Origin of the sequence: Streptomyces sp. NPDC004134 (assembly GCF_042874195.1) — a bacterium.
Lineage (GTDB): Bacteria > Actinomycetota > Actinomycetes > Streptomycetales > Streptomycetaceae > Streptomyces.
Window position 1 is genome coordinate 594643 of the sequence record NZ_JBIAMS010000001.1, and the last position, 15865, is coordinate 610507.

Annotated in this window: 15 protein-coding genes; 1 reads left to right on the plus strand and 14 read right to left on the minus strand. The window is 70.9% G+C overall.

The window, feature by feature from the left end:
- Positions 1–12 precede the first annotated feature (12 nt).
- The 11 genes from nuoK to ACFYVJ_RS02770 all read right to left on the minus strand — a co-directional run bounded on the left by nuoK (position 13) and on the right by ACFYVJ_RS02770 (position 10921).
- A complete protein-coding gene (nuoK, locus tag ACFYVJ_RS02720; protein WP_347580120.1) occupies positions 13–312 on the minus strand; it encodes an NADH-quinone oxidoreductase subunit NuoK in 300 nt (99 codons plus the stop codon).
- A complete protein-coding gene (locus ACFYVJ_RS02725; protein WP_388885876.1) occupies positions 309–1193 on the minus strand; it encodes an NADH-quinone oxidoreductase subunit J in 885 nt (294 codons plus the stop codon). The genes nuoK and ACFYVJ_RS02725 overlap by 4 nt, the downstream gene beginning before the upstream one ends.
- Positions 1190–1804, minus strand: coding sequence for an NADH-quinone oxidoreductase subunit NuoI (gene nuoI / locus ACFYVJ_RS02730; protein ID WP_388885879.1), 615 nt, complete (start codon positions 1802–1804; stop codon positions 1190–1192). The genes ACFYVJ_RS02725 and nuoI overlap by 4 nt, the downstream gene beginning before the upstream one ends.
- Positions 1797–3179 (minus strand): NADH-quinone oxidoreductase subunit NuoH, encoded by a 1383-nt coding sequence (gene nuoH / locus ACFYVJ_RS02735; protein ID WP_388885882.1) that lies wholly within the window; start codon positions 3177–3179, stop codon positions 1797–1799. Before nuoH ends, nuoI begins: the two co-directional genes overlap by 8 nt.
- Before the next feature lie 64 nt (positions 3180–3243).
- A complete protein-coding gene (locus ACFYVJ_RS02740; RefSeq protein WP_388885885.1) occupies positions 3244–5703 on the minus strand; it encodes an NADH-quinone oxidoreductase subunit G in 2460 nt (819 codons plus the stop codon).
- On the minus strand, positions 5700–7046 hold the full coding sequence (gene nuoF, locus ACFYVJ_RS02745; RefSeq protein WP_388885887.1) for an NADH-quinone oxidoreductase subunit NuoF: 1347 nt from the start codon (positions 7044–7046) through the stop codon (positions 5700–5702). The genes ACFYVJ_RS02740 and nuoF overlap by 4 nt, the downstream gene beginning before the upstream one ends.
- On the minus strand, positions 7046–7936 hold the full coding sequence (gene nuoE, locus ACFYVJ_RS02750; RefSeq protein ID WP_388885890.1) for an NADH-quinone oxidoreductase subunit NuoE: 891 nt from the start codon (positions 7934–7936) through the stop codon (positions 7046–7048). The genes nuoF and nuoE overlap by 1 nt, the downstream gene beginning before the upstream one ends.
- On the minus strand, positions 7933–9261 hold the full coding sequence (locus ACFYVJ_RS02755; RefSeq protein ID WP_388885892.1) for an NADH-quinone oxidoreductase subunit D: 1329 nt from the start codon (positions 9259–9261) through the stop codon (positions 7933–7935). Before ACFYVJ_RS02755 ends, nuoE begins: the two co-directional genes overlap by 4 nt.
- Positions 9258–9998: an NADH-quinone oxidoreductase subunit C gene (locus tag ACFYVJ_RS02760; RefSeq protein WP_388885895.1), complete on the minus strand. Its 741-nt coding sequence runs from the start codon at positions 9996–9998 to the stop codon at positions 9258–9260. The genes ACFYVJ_RS02755 and ACFYVJ_RS02760 overlap by 4 nt, the downstream gene beginning before the upstream one ends.
- Positions 9995–10549: an NADH-quinone oxidoreductase subunit B family protein gene (locus ACFYVJ_RS02765; RefSeq protein ID WP_047017472.1), complete on the minus strand. Its 555-nt coding sequence runs from the start codon at positions 10547–10549 to the stop codon at positions 9995–9997. The genes ACFYVJ_RS02760 and ACFYVJ_RS02765 overlap by 4 nt, the downstream gene beginning before the upstream one ends.
- A gap of 12 nt (positions 10550–10561) precedes the next feature.
- Positions 10562–10921: an NADH-quinone oxidoreductase subunit A gene (locus ACFYVJ_RS02770; protein ID WP_018840719.1), complete on the minus strand. Its 360-nt coding sequence runs from the start codon at positions 10919–10921 to the stop codon at positions 10562–10564.
- A gap of 811 nt (positions 10922–11732) precedes the next feature.
- Here ACFYVJ_RS02770 and ACFYVJ_RS02775 point away from each other — a divergent pair.
- Entirely contained in the window at positions 11733–12482 is a 750-nt protein-coding gene (locus tag ACFYVJ_RS02775; RefSeq protein WP_388886156.1) for a C40 family peptidase, read from the plus strand.
- A gap of 100 nt (positions 12483–12582) precedes the next feature.
- Here ACFYVJ_RS02775 and ACFYVJ_RS02780 read toward each other — a convergent pair whose 3' ends face one another.
- The 3 genes from ACFYVJ_RS02780 to mqnC form a co-directional block, all read right to left on the minus strand.
- A complete protein-coding gene (locus tag ACFYVJ_RS02780; protein ID WP_388885899.1) occupies positions 12583–13869 on the minus strand; it encodes a geranylgeranyl reductase family protein in 1287 nt (428 codons plus the stop codon).
- A gap of 105 nt (positions 13870–13974) precedes the next feature.
- On the minus strand, positions 13975–14670 hold the full coding sequence (locus ACFYVJ_RS02785) for a demethylmenaquinone methyltransferase (RefSeq protein WP_388885902.1): 696 nt from the start codon (positions 14668–14670) through the stop codon (positions 13975–13977).
- The gene (gene mqnC / locus ACFYVJ_RS02790) at positions 14667–15863 is read right to left on the minus strand and encodes a cyclic dehypoxanthinyl futalosine synthase (protein WP_388885905.1); all 1197 of its coding nucleotides are present in this window, start codon (positions 15861–15863) and stop codon (positions 14667–14669) included. The genes ACFYVJ_RS02785 and mqnC overlap by 4 nt, the downstream gene beginning before the upstream one ends.
- Between the last annotated feature and the right edge of the window lie 2 nt (positions 15864–15865).

Sequence of the window (15865 nt, forward strand, 5' to 3'; positions counted from 1 at the left end):
TGGTGCGTCCCCTTACAGCTTCATCAAAGCGGCGTCGTCGACCGAGGCCGAGTGGCGGGAGCGGTAGAACGACACGATGATCGCCAGGCCGACCACGACCTCCGCGGCGGCGACGACCATGGTGAAGAAGGCGACGATCTGGCCGTCGAGGTTCCCGTGCATCCGGGAGAACGTGATCAGCGCCAGGTTGCAGGCGTTCAGCATCAGCTCGATGCACATGAACACCACGATGGCGTTCCGCCTGATGAGCACCCCGGCCGCGCCGATGGTGAACAGCAGCGCGGAGAGATACAGGTAGTTGACCGGGTTCACTCGCCCTCTCCCTTTCCGGCCTTACCGCCGGCGTTCGCACTGACGGAGCCGTCCCCGTCGTCGTCGCCGGTGTCCGGTTCCAGGGCCTTGCCCTGGTAGTCGGCGGTGCGCTGCTCGATCGCCGCGAGATCCGCCAGCGCCTGCGCGGAGACGTCCCGGATCTGGCCGCGGTCGCGCAGCGTGCGGTTGACGGTCAGCTCGGACGGCGTGCCGTCGGGCAGCAGGGCCGGGAGGTCCACCGCGTTGTGGCGGGCGTAGACGCCGGGCGCGGGCATCGGCGGCACCTGGACGCCGTCGCGTACGCGCTGCGCGGCCTGCTCGCGCTGGGTCGGGGTGCGCTCGGTCTTCTCGCGGTGGGTCAGGACCATGCCCGCCACCGCGGCGGTGATCAGCAGCGCGCCGGTCAGCTCGAAGGCGAAGACGAAGTCGCGGAAGATCAGCGCGGCCAGCCCGTGGACGTTGCCGCCGGCGTTGGCGTCCTCCAGGCCCTCGAAGGTGTTGAGGCTCGCGTTGCCGATGCCGGCCATCAGCAGGATGCCGAAGCCGATGCCGCAGAGCATCGCCAGCCAGCGCTGGCCCTTGATGGTCTCCTTCAGCGAGTCCGCCGCGCTGATGCCGACGAGCATCAGCACGAAGAGGAAGAGCATCATGACCGCGCCGGTGTAGACGACGATCTGCACGACGCCGAGGAAGTAGGCGCCGTTGGCGAGGTAGAAGACCGCCAGGATCACCATCGTCCCGGCGAGGCAGAGCGCCGAGTGCACCGCCTTCTTCATCAGCACGGTGCCCATCGCACCGGCGACGGCGAAGACGGCCAGCACCCAGAACTGGGTCGCCTCCCCGGTGGAGGTGGTGTAGCCGGCCTGGGCGAGGGCGTTCATGCCTGGGCTCCTTCGGAGTGCGCCGCCGGGTCCGCCGCCGACTCGCCCTTGCTGACGGCGACCTGGCGCTCCGTACCCGGGGCGGCCTCGGTGACCAGGCCGCTGTAGTAGTCCTTCTCCGTCATCCCCGGGTAGACGGCGTGCGGCGAGTCGACCATGCCCTCCTGGAGACCGGCGAGCAGCTCATCCTTGGTGTAGATGAGGGACTCGCGGCTGCGGTCGGCCAGTTCGTACTCGTTGGTCATGGTCAGCGCCCGGGTGGGGCACGCCTCGACGCACAGCCCGCACAGGATGCAGCGCAGGTAGTTGATCTGGTAGACGCGGCCGTAGCGCTCACCGGGCGAGTAGCGCTCCTCTTCGGTGTTGTCCGCGCCCTCGACGTAGATCGCGTCCGCCGGACAGGCCCACGCGCACAGCTCGCAGCCGATGCACTTCTCCAGCCCGTCCGGGTGCCGGTTGAGCTGGTGGCGGCCGTGGAAGCGGGGCGCCGTCGGCTTCTTGTACTCGGGGTACTGCTCGGTCAGCCGCTTCTTGAACATGGCCTTGAAGGTCACGCCGAAGCCGGCCACCGGGTTGACGAACCCCTGCTTGTCCTTCTTCTCGTCAGCCATTGTCGGCCTCCTCAGTGTCGCCTCCGGGACCGTTCGTGCCCACCAGCTCGCGCTCGCGGCGCGAGGGGCGGCGGGGCACGGGCGGGAGGGTCTGACCGGGCAGCGGCGGTACGGGGTAGCCGCCCGCCATCGGGTCGAACTCCGGCGTGGGCTTGGCCGCCTCGCGGGCCGCCTCCTCCTTGTCCTTGCGGTCGCGGAAGATGTCCACGACGAAGGACAGCAGCAGGATCACCAGGAGCCCGCCGGCGATGTAGAGCACGATCTCGGTGAAGTCCACGTCCTCGTTGCGCAGCGCCCGGACGGTGGCGACCAGCATCAGCCAGACCATGGAGACCGGGATGAGGACCTTCCAGCCCAGCTTCATGAACTGGTCGTAGCGCACCCGTGGGAGCGTGCCGCGCAGCCAGACGAAGACGAACAGGAGGACGAGGACCTTGCCGGTGAACCAGAGCATCGGCCACCAGGCGGTGTTCGCGCCCTCCCAGACGGTGCTGATCGGCGCGGGCGCGCGCCAGCCGCCGAGGAAGAGCGTGACGGCCACGGCCGACAGCGTCACCATGTGCACGTACTCGGAGAGCATGAACATCGCGAACTTGATCGACGAGTACTCGGTGGAGTACCCCGCGACCAGGTCGCCCTCGGACTCCGGCATGTCGAACGGCAGCCGGTGCGCCTCGCCGACCATCGCGATGAGGTACACGATGAACGAGACCGGCAGCAGCACCGCGAACCAGCGGTCGTCCTGCGCCGCGACGATCTCCGAGGTCGACAGCGACCCGGAGTAGAGGAACACCGCGGCGAAGGACAGGCCCATCGCGACCTCGTACGAGATCACCTGGGCCGTCGCGCGGACGCCGCCGAGCAGCGGGTACGTCGAGTTGGACGCCCAGCCCGCGAGCACGACGCCGTAGGCGGCGATGGACGCGGTGGCCAGCACGTACAGCATGGCGACCGGGAGGTCGGTGAGCTGCATCGCGGTGCGCTCGCCGAAGATCGACACCTGGTTGTCGGCCGGGCCGAACGGGATGACCGCGATCGCCATGAACGCGGGGATCACGGCGAGCAGCGGCGCCAGGATGTAGACGACCTTGTCGGCGCCCTTGACGATGATGTCCTCTTTGAACATCAGCTTCACGCCGTCGGCGAGCGACTGCAGCATGCCCCAGGGACCGTGCCGGTTCGGGCCGATGCGGAGCTGCATCCAGCCCAGCACCTTGCGCTCGAAGACGATCGCCAGGAGGACCGTCACCATCAGGAACGCGAAGCAGAAGACCGCCTTGAGGAGGATCAGCCACCAGGGGTCGCTCCCGAAGAAGCTGAGATCCTCCGCGGCGAGGACGCTCGCGCCCTGCGCCGCGGATGCGCTTGCGATCACCGTCGTGCCTCCGTCATGTACGCCTCTCCGCCGCGCGATCGCGCGCAGCGCTTCCGCATCGCACTCACGCTTCGACCTCCTTGGATACGGCGGACACCCGGACCACGTCGCCGGGGTTCGCACCCGTGGCCGCCGGCACGCCCGGGGCCTGCGACCGCATGGGCAGCCAGACGACCTGGTCGGGCAGCTCCGCGGTGATCCGCAGCGGGAGCGTCACCGTGCCGGCGGGTCCCGTGACCGCGACCGGGTCGCCGTCGGCGACGCCGGTGGCCTCCGCGGTGGCGGGCGAGAGCCGGGCCGCCGCCTCGTGGCGGGTGCCGGCCAGGGCCTCGTCGCCCTCCTGCAGCCGGCCCTCGTCGAGCAGCAGCCGGTGGCCCGCGAGCACCGCCTCGCCGGCGCCGGGCTGCGGCAGCGGCGCCGCGCGCTCGTCCGGCGGCGTGGGGCGGGGGCCTTCGGTGCGGACGCCGAGGCGGGCCAGCTCGGCCCGTGCCGTACGGGCGTCGGGCAGGCCCAGGTGGACGTCGAGGGCGTCGGCGAGCATGTGCAGCACCCGCTGGTCCGCGGGGGCGAGCCGCCGGGTCATCTGGTCCGGCTTCAGCGCGGCCTCGAACGGCCGGGCGCGGCCTTCCCAGTTGACGAACGTGCCCTGCTTCTCGGCGACCGCGGCCACCGGGAAGACCACGTCGGCCCGCTCGGTGACCTCGCTGGGCCGCTGCTCCAGGCTGACCACGAACGCCGCCCGGTCCAGGGCCTCGCGGGCCTTCTCCGGGTCCGGCAGGTCGGTGACCTCGATGCCGCCGACGAGCAGCGCGCCGATGTCGCCGGCCGCGGCGGCGTCGAGGATCCGGCCGGTGTCGCGGCCCTCGCCGGTGGGCAGTTCGGCCAGGCCCCACGCGGCGGCCGTCTCGCGGCGGGCCTCGGCGTCGCCGCCGGACCGGCCGCCGGGGAGCATTCCGGGCAGCGCGCCGGCCTCGATCGCGCCGCGCTCGCCGGCGCGGCGCGGGATCCAGGCGAGGGTGGCACCGGTGGCCTCCGCGGTGCGTACGACGGCGGACAGCGCGCCCCGTACCCCCGCCAGCCGCTCGCCGACGAGGATCACCGCGCCCTCCTGGCGCAGCGCGTCGGACGCGGCCTTGCCGTCCTCGCCGAGTCCGGCGCCGGAGCCGAGGGCGTCGAGCCAGCTCGGCTCGGTGCCGGGGGCGGCCGGCAGCAGCGTGCCGCCGGCCTTCGTCAGGCCGCGGGTGGCGAAGGGGGCGATCGAGTAGACCTTCAGGCCCTTCTTCCGCCACGCCTTGCGCAGCCGGAGGAAGACGCCGGGGGCCTCCTCCTCCGCCTCCAGGCCGGCGAGCAGCACCGCGGGCGCCTTCTCCAGCGCGCCGTACGTGACGCCGCGGCCGCTGCCCGCGACCTGCGCGGCCAGGAACGCGGTCTCCTCGGCGCTGTGCACCCGGGCGCGGAAGTCGATGTCGTTGGTGCCGAGCGCGGCGCGCGCGAACTTCGCGTACGCGTAGGAGTCCTCCAGCGTCAGCCGCCCGCCGGTGAGCACCCCGGCCCGCCCGCGGGCCGCCGCCAGCCCCGCGGCCGCGGCGCGCAGCGCCTCGGGCCAGCTCGCCGGCTGCAGCTCACCGCTGTCGTCGCGGACCAGCGGGTGCGTGAGCCGGTCGGGGAGCTGTGCGTACCGGAAGCCGAAGCGGCCCTTGTCGCACATCCACTCCTCGTTGACCTCCGGGTCGTTGGCGGCGAGCCGCCGCATGACCTTGCCGCGGCGGTGGTCGGTGCGGGTGGCGCAGCCGCCGGAGCAGTGCTCGCAGACGGACGGCGAGGAGATCAGGTCGAAGGGGCGCGAGCGGAAGCGGTACATCTTCGAGGTGAGCGCGCCGACCGGGCAGATCTGGATGGTGTTGCCCGAGAAGTACGACTCGAAGGGCACGCCCTCGCCCGTGCCGACCTGCTGGAGCGCGCCGCGGTCCAGCATCTCGATCATCGGGTCGCCCGCGACCTGGTTGGAGAACCGGGTGCAGCGGGCGCAGAGCACGCACCGCTCGCGGTCGAGCAGCACCTGGGTCGAGATCGGCACCGGCTTCTCGAAGGTGCGCTTCTGGCCGTCGAAGCGGCTCTCGGCCTGCCCGGCGGACATCGCCTGGTTCTGCAGCGGGCACTCGCCGCCCTTGTCGCAGACCGGGCAGTCCAGCGGGTGGTTGATGAGCAGCAGCTCCATCACGCCGCGCTGCGACTTCTCGGCGACCGCCGAGGTGAGCTGGGTCCTGACCACCATCCCGTCGGTGCAGGTGATGGTGCAGGACGCCGACGGCTTGCGCTGGCCCTCGATCTCGACGATGCACTGGCGGCAGGCGCCGACCGGGTCGAGCAGCGGGTGGTCGCAGAACCGCGGGACCTCGATGCCGAGTTGCTCGGCGGCCCGGATGACCAGGGTGCCCTTGGGCACGCTGACCTCGACGCCGTCGATGGTCAGCGTGACCAGATCGGTCTTCTCCGGTGCCTTCTCCGGCTCCGTGATGGTCACGCGGTCACCTCCTGGTGGTTCGTGGAGCCGGGGGTGTCGGCCCAGGCGGTGGATCTGGCCGGGTCAAAGGGGCAGCCGCCGCCGGTGATGTGCTGCTCGTACTCGTCGCGGAAGTACTTCAGCGAGGAGAAGATCGGCGCGGCCGCGCCGTCGCCGAGGGCGCAGAAGGACTTGCCGTTGATGTTGTCGGCGATGTCGTTGAGCTTGTCGAGGTCGGCGAGGGCGCCCTTGCCGGCCTCGATGTCGCGGAGGAGCTGGACGAGCCAGTACGTGCCCTCGCGGCAGGGGGTGCACTTGCCGCAGGACTCGTGCTCGTAGAACTCGGTCCAGCGGGTGACGGCCCGTACCACGCAGGTCGTCTCGTCGAAGCACTGCAGCGCCTTGGTGCCGAGCATGGAGCCGGCGCCGCCGACGCCCTCGTAGTCGAGGGGGACGTCCAGGTGCTCGTCGGTGAGCATCGGGGTGGACGAGCCGCCGGGGGTCCAGAACTTCAGCCGGTGGCCGGGGCGCATGCCGCCGCCCATGTCGAGCAGTTGGCGCAGGGTGATGCCGAGCGGCGCCTCGTACTGACCGGGGCGGGCGACGTGGCCGGAGAGCGAGTACAGCGTGAAGCCCGGGGACTTCTCGCTGCCCATCGTGCGGAACCACTCCTTGCCCTTGTTCATGATGGCGGGAACGGAGGCGATGGACTCGACGTTGTTCACCACAGTGGGGCAGGCGTACAGGCCCTCGACGGCCGGGAAGGGGGGACGCAGCCGGGGCTGGCCGCGCCGGCCCTCCAGCGAGTCGAGCAGCGCGGTCTCCTCACCGCAGATGTACGCGCCGGCGCCCGCGTGCACCGTGACGTCCAGGTCGAGCCCGGAGCCCAGGACGTTCTTGCCGAGGAAGCCCGCGGCGTACGCCTCGCGCACCGCCTCGTGCAGCCTGCGCAGCACCGGCACGACCTCGCCGCGCAGGTAGATGAACGCGTGGTTGGACCGGAACGCGTAACAGGCGATGACGATGCCCTCGATGAGGGAGTGCGGGTTGGCGAAGAGCAGCGGGATGTCCTTGCAGGTGCCCGGCTCCGACTCGTCCGCGTTGACCACGAGGTAGTGCGGCTTGCCGTCGCCCTGCGGGATGAACTGCCACTTCATGCCGGTGGGGAAGCCGGCGCCGCCGCGGCCGCGCAGGCCGGCGTCCTTGACGTACGCGATGACGTCGTCCGGCGACATCGCGAGGGCCTTGCGCAGCCCCTGGTAGCCCTCGTGCCGCCGGTACGTGTCCAGCGTCCAGGACTCGGGGTCGTCCCAGAAGGCGGAGAGCACCGGGGTCAGCAGCTTCTCCGGCGAGTCGACGGTCATCACGCGCCCTCCTCCTCGGTGGGCTCATCCGCGGACGCGGTGGGCGGGTGCGCCGGGTCGGACGCGGAGGTCTGCTGCGGCGCATCGTGGGAACTGGGGTGGCCGGCGGGCGGCTGGTCCTCCAGCGCGTCCGCCGGCGGGTTCGCCGGGTGCGGCTGGGCGCGCTGGCTGACCACGCGCGCGGCCGGCTCCTCGCCGTTGGCCATGCGCAGCCCGATCAGCGAGGCGGGACCCGCACCACCGGACTCCGCGACGGCGCCAGGGCGCTCGTCGGGGAATCCGGCCAGGATGCGGGCGGTCTCCTTGAACGTGCACAGCTTCGCGCCGCGGGTGGGGTGCACCTCCGCGCCGGCGCGCAGATCGTCCACGAGCCGCTTGGCGGACTCGGGGGTCTGGTTGTCGAAGAACTCCCAGTTGACCATCACCACGGGGGCGAAGTCGCACGCGGCGTTGCACTCGATGTGCTCCAGCGTGACCTTGCCGTCCTCGGTGGTCTCCTGGTTCCCGACGCCCAGGTACTCCTTCAGCTCGTCGAAGATGGCGTCGCCGCCCATCACCGCGCAGAGCGTGTTGGTGCAGACTCCGACCTGGTAGTCACCGGAGGGCTTGCGCCGGTACATGGTGTAGAAGGTGGCGACCGCCGTCACCTCGGCGGCGGTCAGGTCCAGCGTCTCCGCGCAGAACTGCATGCCAGTGCGCGTGACGTGGCCTTCCTCCGACTGCACCAGGTGGAGCATCGGCAGCAGCGCGGACCGGCTGTCCGGATAGCGGGCGATGATCTCCCTGGCGTCCGCGGCCAGCCGCTCACGCACCTCGGCTGGATAGTCCGGGGCCGGCAACTGGGGCATGCCCAGCGACACGGCCGCCTGGCCCTGCTCTGCTGTCGTCATCGGTCGACGCCTCCCAGTACCGGGTCGATGGACGCGATCGCCACGATCACGTCGGCGACCTGGCCGCCCTCGGTCATGGCCGCGATGGCCCCCAGGTTCACGAACGACGGCTCACGGAAGTGCACCCGGAACGGGCGGGTGGCGCCGTCGCTGACGGCGTGCACGCCCAGTTCGCCCTTGGGCGACTCCAAGGCCACGTACGCCTGCCCCGGTGGCACCCGGAAGCCCTCGGTGACCAGCTTGAAGTGGTGGATCAGGGCCTCCATCGAGGTCCCCATGATGTTCTTGATGTGGTCCAGCGAGTTGCCGAGGCCGTCGGGCCCCAGCGCGAGCTGCGCGGGCCAGGCGATCTTCTTGTCGGCGACCATCACCGGGCCCGGCTCCAGCCGGTCCACGCACTGCTCGGCGATCCGCAGCGACTGGCGCATCTCCTCCAGCCGGATGAGGAACCGGCCGTAGGCGTCGGCGGTGTCCGCGGTGGGGACGTCGAAGTCGTACGTCTCGTAGCCGCAGTACGGGTCCGTCTTGCGCAGGTCGTGCGGCAGCCCGGTGGCGCGCAGCACGGGGCCCGTGACGCCGAGGGACATGCAGCCGGGCAGGTCCAGGTGCGCGACGTCCTGCATCCGGGCCTTGAACGCCGGGTTGTTGGTCGCCAGCGCGTCGTACTCCGGGAAGTTCTTGCGGAGCGTCTTGATCGTCTCGCGGATGGAGTCGACCGCACCGGGGGGCAGGTCCTGGGCCAGGCCGCCGGGGCGGATGAACGCGTGGTTCATCCGCAGTCCGGTGATGAGCTCGAACAGGTCGAGGACCAGCTCCCGGTCGCGGAAGCCGTAGATCATGACCGTGGTGGCGCCCAGCTCCATGCCGCCGGTGGCGATGGCCACCAGGTGAGAGGCGATCCGGTTCAGCTCCATCAGCAGCACCCGGATGACGGTGGCCCGGTCGGGCACGTCGTCGGTGATGCCGAGCAGCTTCTCCACCGCCATGCAGTACCCGGCCTCGTTGAAGAACGAGGTCAGGTAATCCATGCGGGTCACGAAGGTGGAGCCCTGGGTCCACGTGCGGTATTCGAGGTTCTTCTCGATGCCGGTGTGCAGATAGCCGATCCCGCAACGGCACTCCGTCACGGTCTCGCCGTCGATCTCCAGGATGAGCCGCAGCACGCCGTGGGTGGAGGGGTGCTGCGGACCCATGTTGACGACGATCCGCTCGTCGTCGGCCCGGTGGACCGACTCGACGACCTCGTCCCAGTCACCGCCGGTGACGGTGTAGACGGTGCCCTCGGTGGTCTCCCGGGCGGCCCCGGTCGCGTGGGTGGTGCTCATCGGTACGACCTCCGCTGGTCGGGAGCAGGGATCTGGGCACCCTTGTACTCGACGGGGATGCCGCCGAGGGGGTAGTCCTTGCGCTGCGGATGGCCCTGCCAGTCGTCCGGCATGAAGATCCGGGTCAGCGCCGGGTGGCCGTCGAAGACGATGCCGAAGAAGTCGTACGCCTCGCGCTCGTGCCAGTCGTTCGTCGGGTAGACCTCCACGACGGACGGGATGTGCGGGTCGTCGTCGGGCGCGCTGACCTCGACCCGCAGCAGCCGGGAGTGGGTCAGCGAGCGCAGGTGGTACACGGCGTGCAGCTCGCGGCCCTTGTCGTCGGGGTAGTGCACGCCGGAGACGCCGGTACAGAGCTCGAAGCGCAGCGCCGGGTCGTCGCGCAGGACCCGCATCACGCGCACCAGGTGCGTGCGGTCGACGTGGAAGGTCAGCTCGCCGCGGTCGACGACGACCTTCTCGATGGCGTTGTCGGGGAGGAGCCCCTGCTCTTCGAGGGCACCCTCCAGTTCGTCGGCGGCCTCGTCGAACCAGCCGCCGTACGGGCGCACGGACTCGCCCGGCAGCCGGACGCTGCGCACCAGCCCGCCGTAGCCGGAGGTGTCACCTCCGCCCGCGGAGCCGAACATGCCGCGCTGGACGCGGATGGTCTCGCCGTGATCGCCGCGCCTGCCGGGCAGGTTCTCGGCGTTCAGGTCCTGGTCGGGGTTGACCCCGTCCGCGCTCTCCCCACTCACCGGAGAAGACCCTTCATCTCGATCGTCGGGAGGGCCTTCATCGCGGCCTCCTCGGCCTCCCTGGCCGCCTCCTCGCGGTTCACGCCGATCTTCTCGTGGCGGATCTTCTCGTGCAGCTTGAGGATCGCGTCCATGAGCATCTCGGGGCGCGGCGGGCAGCCGGGCAGGTAGATGTCGACCGGCACGACGTGGTCGACGCCCTGCACGATCGCGTAGTTGTTGAACATGCCGCCGGACGAGGCGCAGACGCCCATGGAGATGACCCACTTGGGGTTCGGCATCTGGTCGTAGACCTGCCGCAGCACCGGCGCCATCTTCTGGCTCACCCGGCCCGCGACGATCATCAGGTCCGCCTGGCGGGGCGAGCCGCGGAAGACCTCCATGCCGAAGCGCGCCAGGTCGTAGCGGCCGGCACCGGCGGTCATCATCTCGAACGCGCAGCAGGCCAGCCCGAACGTCGCCGGGAAGACGGACGACTTGCGCGCCAGCCCCGCGGCCTGTTCGACCGTGCTGAGGATGAACCCGCTCGGGAGCTTTTCTTCAAGTCCCATTCGTAGTACCCCCTAGTCCCATTCCAGTCCGCCGCGGCGCCACACGTAGGCGTACGCGACGAAGACGGTGAGCACGAAGAGCAGCATCTCCACGAGCCCAAAGATCCCCAGGGCGTCGAACGAGACGGCCCAGGGGTAGAGGAAGACGATCTCGATGTCGAAGATGATGAACAACATCGCCGTCAGGTAGTACTTGACCGGGAAGCGGCCCCCACCGGGGGGCATCGGCGTCGGCTCGATGCCGCACTCGTAGGCCTCGAGCTTGGCCCGGTTGTAGCGCTTCGGACCCACCAGCGCCGCCGCGACCACGGAGAACACCGCGAAGGCCGCCGCAATGGCTCCGAGCACGAGGATCGGCGTGTATACGTTCACCGCTGGCCCCGCTCCTCTCCAGTCGACGATGACTGCCTGCAAGTCCACACCGGACTCGCGTTCCTGCCCCACCAAGATCGCTCACATGTGAGGCAGTTCACAAGCCCTACTGATGGGCATCTTATGCCCATCGCTCTGTGATCTGTGACACGGGGGTCCCCTACGGGTTTGTGATCTTAACCACCCGGTGATCGATCGGACGCGCGAATGCCCGCGGAGCAGGCCGCGCGGTGCGACGGAACGATCACCGGATCTCCGCCACCGGCGGCCGTCCGCAGGTCAGCGAGGCGGGGGCGATGGGGTTCGGGGGACGGGCGATTTCACCGTGGCGCGACCGGAGGCGAATTCGAGCGCCGTCGCGCTCAATTGTTATTCGGGTGTCCCGGCACGTTCCCGCACACGCGCAAGCGCCTCCGCGGGCAGCGCGGGCGCGGAAACGGATCCGAGTGATTTGGACCACAGTACGAGTTACGGAGCAACCACCCTTGCTTGGTTTGCGGCGGCAGAAGTGATAACCGTCCGGCAACGTTCGGCGGGGCGGCCAAATGCCGGGCGTATCAGGGAGGTAACGACGCGGGGAAGGCCGGCCGCCGGAGAGCACCCGGGGAACAGACCGCCCAAATGCCTCATTTCACAGAGGGGGGCGCCAAGTGTGGCGCATCCCACGACTGTTGAAACACGGTCCTTCTCCCTGATAGCGCTGGTGTTCATGTCCCGTAAACCGCACATACCCAGCCACCGGAAGCCCCGGCGCCGGCAGGCCCCCGCGTGGGTCGTCCGCACCGGAGTCGCCGGTGGCGCCCTCGGCACCATGGTCGCGACGGCGGCGTCCGCTCCCGCCCTCGCCGACACCAGCAAGAGCACCGGTTCGACGGCCACGGAGGCCACCGCCGCACTCCCCACCGTGGACGTGAGCACGGCCCTCACCACCGGCGTGGAGCAGAGCGCCGACGCCACCCAGACCGCGGCCCTGCGCCTCGAACTGCGCACGAACGCGCAGGAGGCCGCCGAGGACGCCCGCAAGGCGGCCGCGAAGGCCAAGAAGGAGGCGGAGGCCCGCGCCGCCGCCGAGGAGCGCGCCAGGGAGCGCGCAGCGGCCCGTGCCGCGGAGCGCGAGGAACTGGCCGCCGCCTCGGCCTCCTCGGACGCCCCCGCCGAGGACTCCGCGCCCGCCGCCGAGACTCCCGCGGCAGCCCCGGCCGCGTCGGGCAGCGTCGGCACGGTGCTGGACTTCCTCAACGCCCAGGTCGGCAAGGCGTACGTGCTCGGCGCCACCGGCCCGTCGTCGTACGACTGCTCGGGCCTGACCCAGGCCGCGTTCCGCACCGTCGGAGTGGAGCTCCCCCGCACCGCCGCGGAGCAGTCCACTGTCGGCACCCCGGTCGCGGTCTCCGACGTCCAGCCCGGCGACCTGGTCTTCTGGGGCGGCACCGGCTCGGCGTACCACGTGGCCGTCTACATCGGCGACGGCAAGTACCTGGACGCGGCCAACCCGTCGAAGGGCGTGGTCATCCAGGAGATGTCGTACTACATGCCCACGTCGGCCGTGCGGGTCCTCTGAGCCCTGCCGCACACCCGCACACCCGCCTACGCGAGAAGCCCCCGCCGGACTGCCGGCGGGGGCTCTCGCGTAGGTGTCCCAGGCGCGTGTGCGCGAATTCTCAAGCTCGGGGGGCGACCTTCGTCAGGCCGTTGATGATGCGGTCCATGGCGTCCCCGCCCTGGGGGTCCGTGAGGTTCGCCAGCAGCTTGAGGGTGAAGCGCATCAGGACCGGGTGGGTCAGGCCGCGCTCGGTGGCGATCTTCATGACCTTCGGGTTGCCGATCAGGCGGACGAAGGCGCGGCCGAGCTGGTAGTAGCCGCCGTAGGTGTCCTTGAGGACCTTCGGGTAGCGCTGGAGCGCCAGCTCGCGCTGGGCGGGCGTCGAGCGGCCGTGGGCCTGGACGACGACGTCCGCGACGATCTGGCCGGACTCCATCGCGTACGCGATGCCCTCGCCGTTGAACGGGTTGACCATGCCGCCGGCGTCGCCGACGAGGAGCAGGCCGCGGTCGTAGTGCGGCTGGCGGTTGAAGGCCATCGGCAGGGCGGCGCCGCGGATGGGGCCCGTCATGTTGTCCGGGGTGTAGCCCCACTCCTCCGGCATCGAGGAGCACCACGCCTTGAGCACGTCCCGCCAGTCCAGCTCCTTGAAGGCGGACGAGGAGTTGAGGATGCCGAGGCCGACGTTGGACGTGCCGTCGCCCATGCCGAACACCCAGCCGTACCCGGGCAGCAGCCGGTCCTCGGGGCCGCGCTTGTCCCACAGCTCCAGCCAGGACTCCAGATAGTCGTCCTCGTGCCGCGGGGAGGTGAAGTACGTCCGTACGGCAACGCCCATCGGGCGCTTCTCGTTGCGGTGGAGGCCCATGGCCAGGGAGAGCCGGGAGGAGTTGCCGTCGGCGGCGATGACCAGCGGGGCGTGGAAGGTGACGGGCGTCTTCTCCTCGCCGAGCTTGGCGTGCACGCCGGTGATCCGGCCGCTGCGCTCGTCGATGACCGGCTGGCCCACGTTGCACCGCTCGTACAGCCGGGCGCCCGCCTTCTGCGCCTGCTGGGCGAGCTGCTGGTCGAAGTCGTCGCGCTTGCGCACCAGCCCGTAGTCCGGGTACGCGGCCAGCTCCGGCCAGTCGAGCTGCAGCCTGTTGCCCCCGGCGATGATCCGCAGGCCCTTGTTCCGCAGCCAGCCGGCCTCTTCCGAGACGTCGATGCCCATCGCGATGAGCTGCTTCGTCGCTCTCGGGGTGAGCCCGTCGCCGCAGACCTTCTCGCGGGGGAACGCCGTCTTCTCCAGCAGCAGGACGTCGAGCCCGGCCTTCGCGAGGTAGTACGCGGTCGTCGAGCCGGCCGGTCCGGCCCCGACGACGATCACATCGGCAGTGCGGGTGGACTCAGAGGCGTCGGTCACGGCGGCTCCCAGGAACGCAGGTCGTTCCCCGCATTCTAGGTGCCGCCACCGACACCCTCGCGTCCACCCCGGCCGTGTCCGGCCACCCCCCGGAACCCGGCCGGCTCAGCTCGGGGCGTATGCGCGGTGGAGGGCGACGATGCCGCCGCTGAGGTTGCGCCATGCGGGGCGGGTCCAGCCGGCGGCGCCGAGTTCCGCGGCCAGCGCGGGCTGGTCCGGCCAGGCGCGGATGGACTCCGCGAGGTAGACGTACGCGTCCGGGCTGCTGCTCACCCGCTCCGCGAGCGGCGGCAGCGCGCGCATCAGGTACTCCGTGTAGACCGTCCGGAACGGCGCCCACGTCGGGTGCGAGAACTCGCAGATCACCAGCCGGCCGCCGGGCCGCGTCACCCGCCGCATCTCGCGCAGCGCCGCGGCCGTCTCCTGGACGTTGCGCAGCCCGAAGGAGATCGTCACCGCGTCGAACACCCCGTCCGCGAACGGCAGCCGCGTCGCGTCCCCGGCCGTCAGCGGCAGCCGCGGGTGGCGCCGCTTGCCCTCGCGCAGCATGCCCAGCGAGAAGTCGCACGGCACCACGTACGCCCCCGCCGCCGTGAACGGCAGCGACGACGTGCCCGTACCCGCCGCCAGGTCCAGCACCCGCTGCCCCGGCCGCGCGTCGACCGCGCGGGCGACCGCCTTGCGCCACAGCCGCGCCTGGCCGAGGGAGAGGACGTCGTTGGTGAGGTCGTAGTTCGCGGCGACGTCGTCGAACATCGCCGCCACCTCGTGCGGCTGCTTCTCCAGGGTCGCGCGCGTCACCGGTCGGCCTCCACCAGCGTGAGTTCGGGGTGCGCCGTGCCGCCGTCGAGGGCGGTGGACGACAGGTGCGAGACGACGCGGTCGTCCACGGGGTCGTCCGCCGGGTCGTCGTGCACGACGAGGTGCTCGTACGTTGTCGCACGCTGCGCCGGCACCCGGTCGGCGCCGCGGATCATCTCGATGATCTCGCGCAGGTTCGAGCGGTGCCGGGCCCCGGCGGAGGACACCACGTTCTCCTCCAGCATCACCGAGCCGAGGTCGTCCGCACCGTAGTGCAGCGTCAACTGGCCGGCGTCCTTGCCCGTGGTCAGCCAGGAGCCCTGGATGTGCGCCACGTTGTCGAGGAAGATCCGCGCGATGGCGATCATCCGCAGGTACTCCAGCGTGGTGGCCTGGGTGCGGCCCTTCAGCTTGTTGTTCTCCGGCTGGTAGGTGTACGGGATGAACGCCCGGAAACCGCCGGTGCGGTCCTGTACGTCCCGGATCATCCGCAGGTGCTCGATCCGCTCCGCGTTCGTCTCGCCCGTGCCCATCAGCATCGTGGACGTCGACTCCACGCCGAGGCCGTGCGCCGTCTCCATGATCTCCAGCCAGCGCTCGCCGCTCTCCTTCAGCGGCGCGATGGCCTGGCGCGGCCTGGCCGGCAGCAGCTCGGCGCCGGCGCCGGCGAAGGAGTCCAGGCCCGCGGCGTGGATGCGGCGGATGGCGTCCTCGGCGGTGGTGCCGGAGATGCGCGCCATGTGCTCGACCTCGGAGGCGCCGAGGGAGTGGATGACGAGCTGCGGGTACGCCTTCTTGATCGCGGAGAAGTGCTCTTCGTAGTACTCCACGCCGAAGTCGGGGTGGTGGCCGCCCTGGAACATGATCTGCGTGCCGCCGAGCCGCACGGTCTCCTCGCAGCGGCGCAGGATGTCGTCCAGGCCGCGGGTCCAGCCCTTGTCCTTGGCGGTGGGCGGGGCGTAGAAGGCGCAGAACTTGCAGGCCGTCACGCAGACGTTGGTGTAGTTGATGTTCCGCTCGATGATGTACGTCGCGATGTGCTCGGTCCCGGTGTAGCGCCGGCGGCGTACGGCGTCGGCGGCGGCGCCCAGCGCGTGCAGCGGAGCGGAGCGGTACAGGTCGAGGGCCTCGCCGGGGGTGACGCGGCCGCCCGCGGCGGCGCGGTCCAGGACTGCCTGCAGATCGGTGGTCAAGG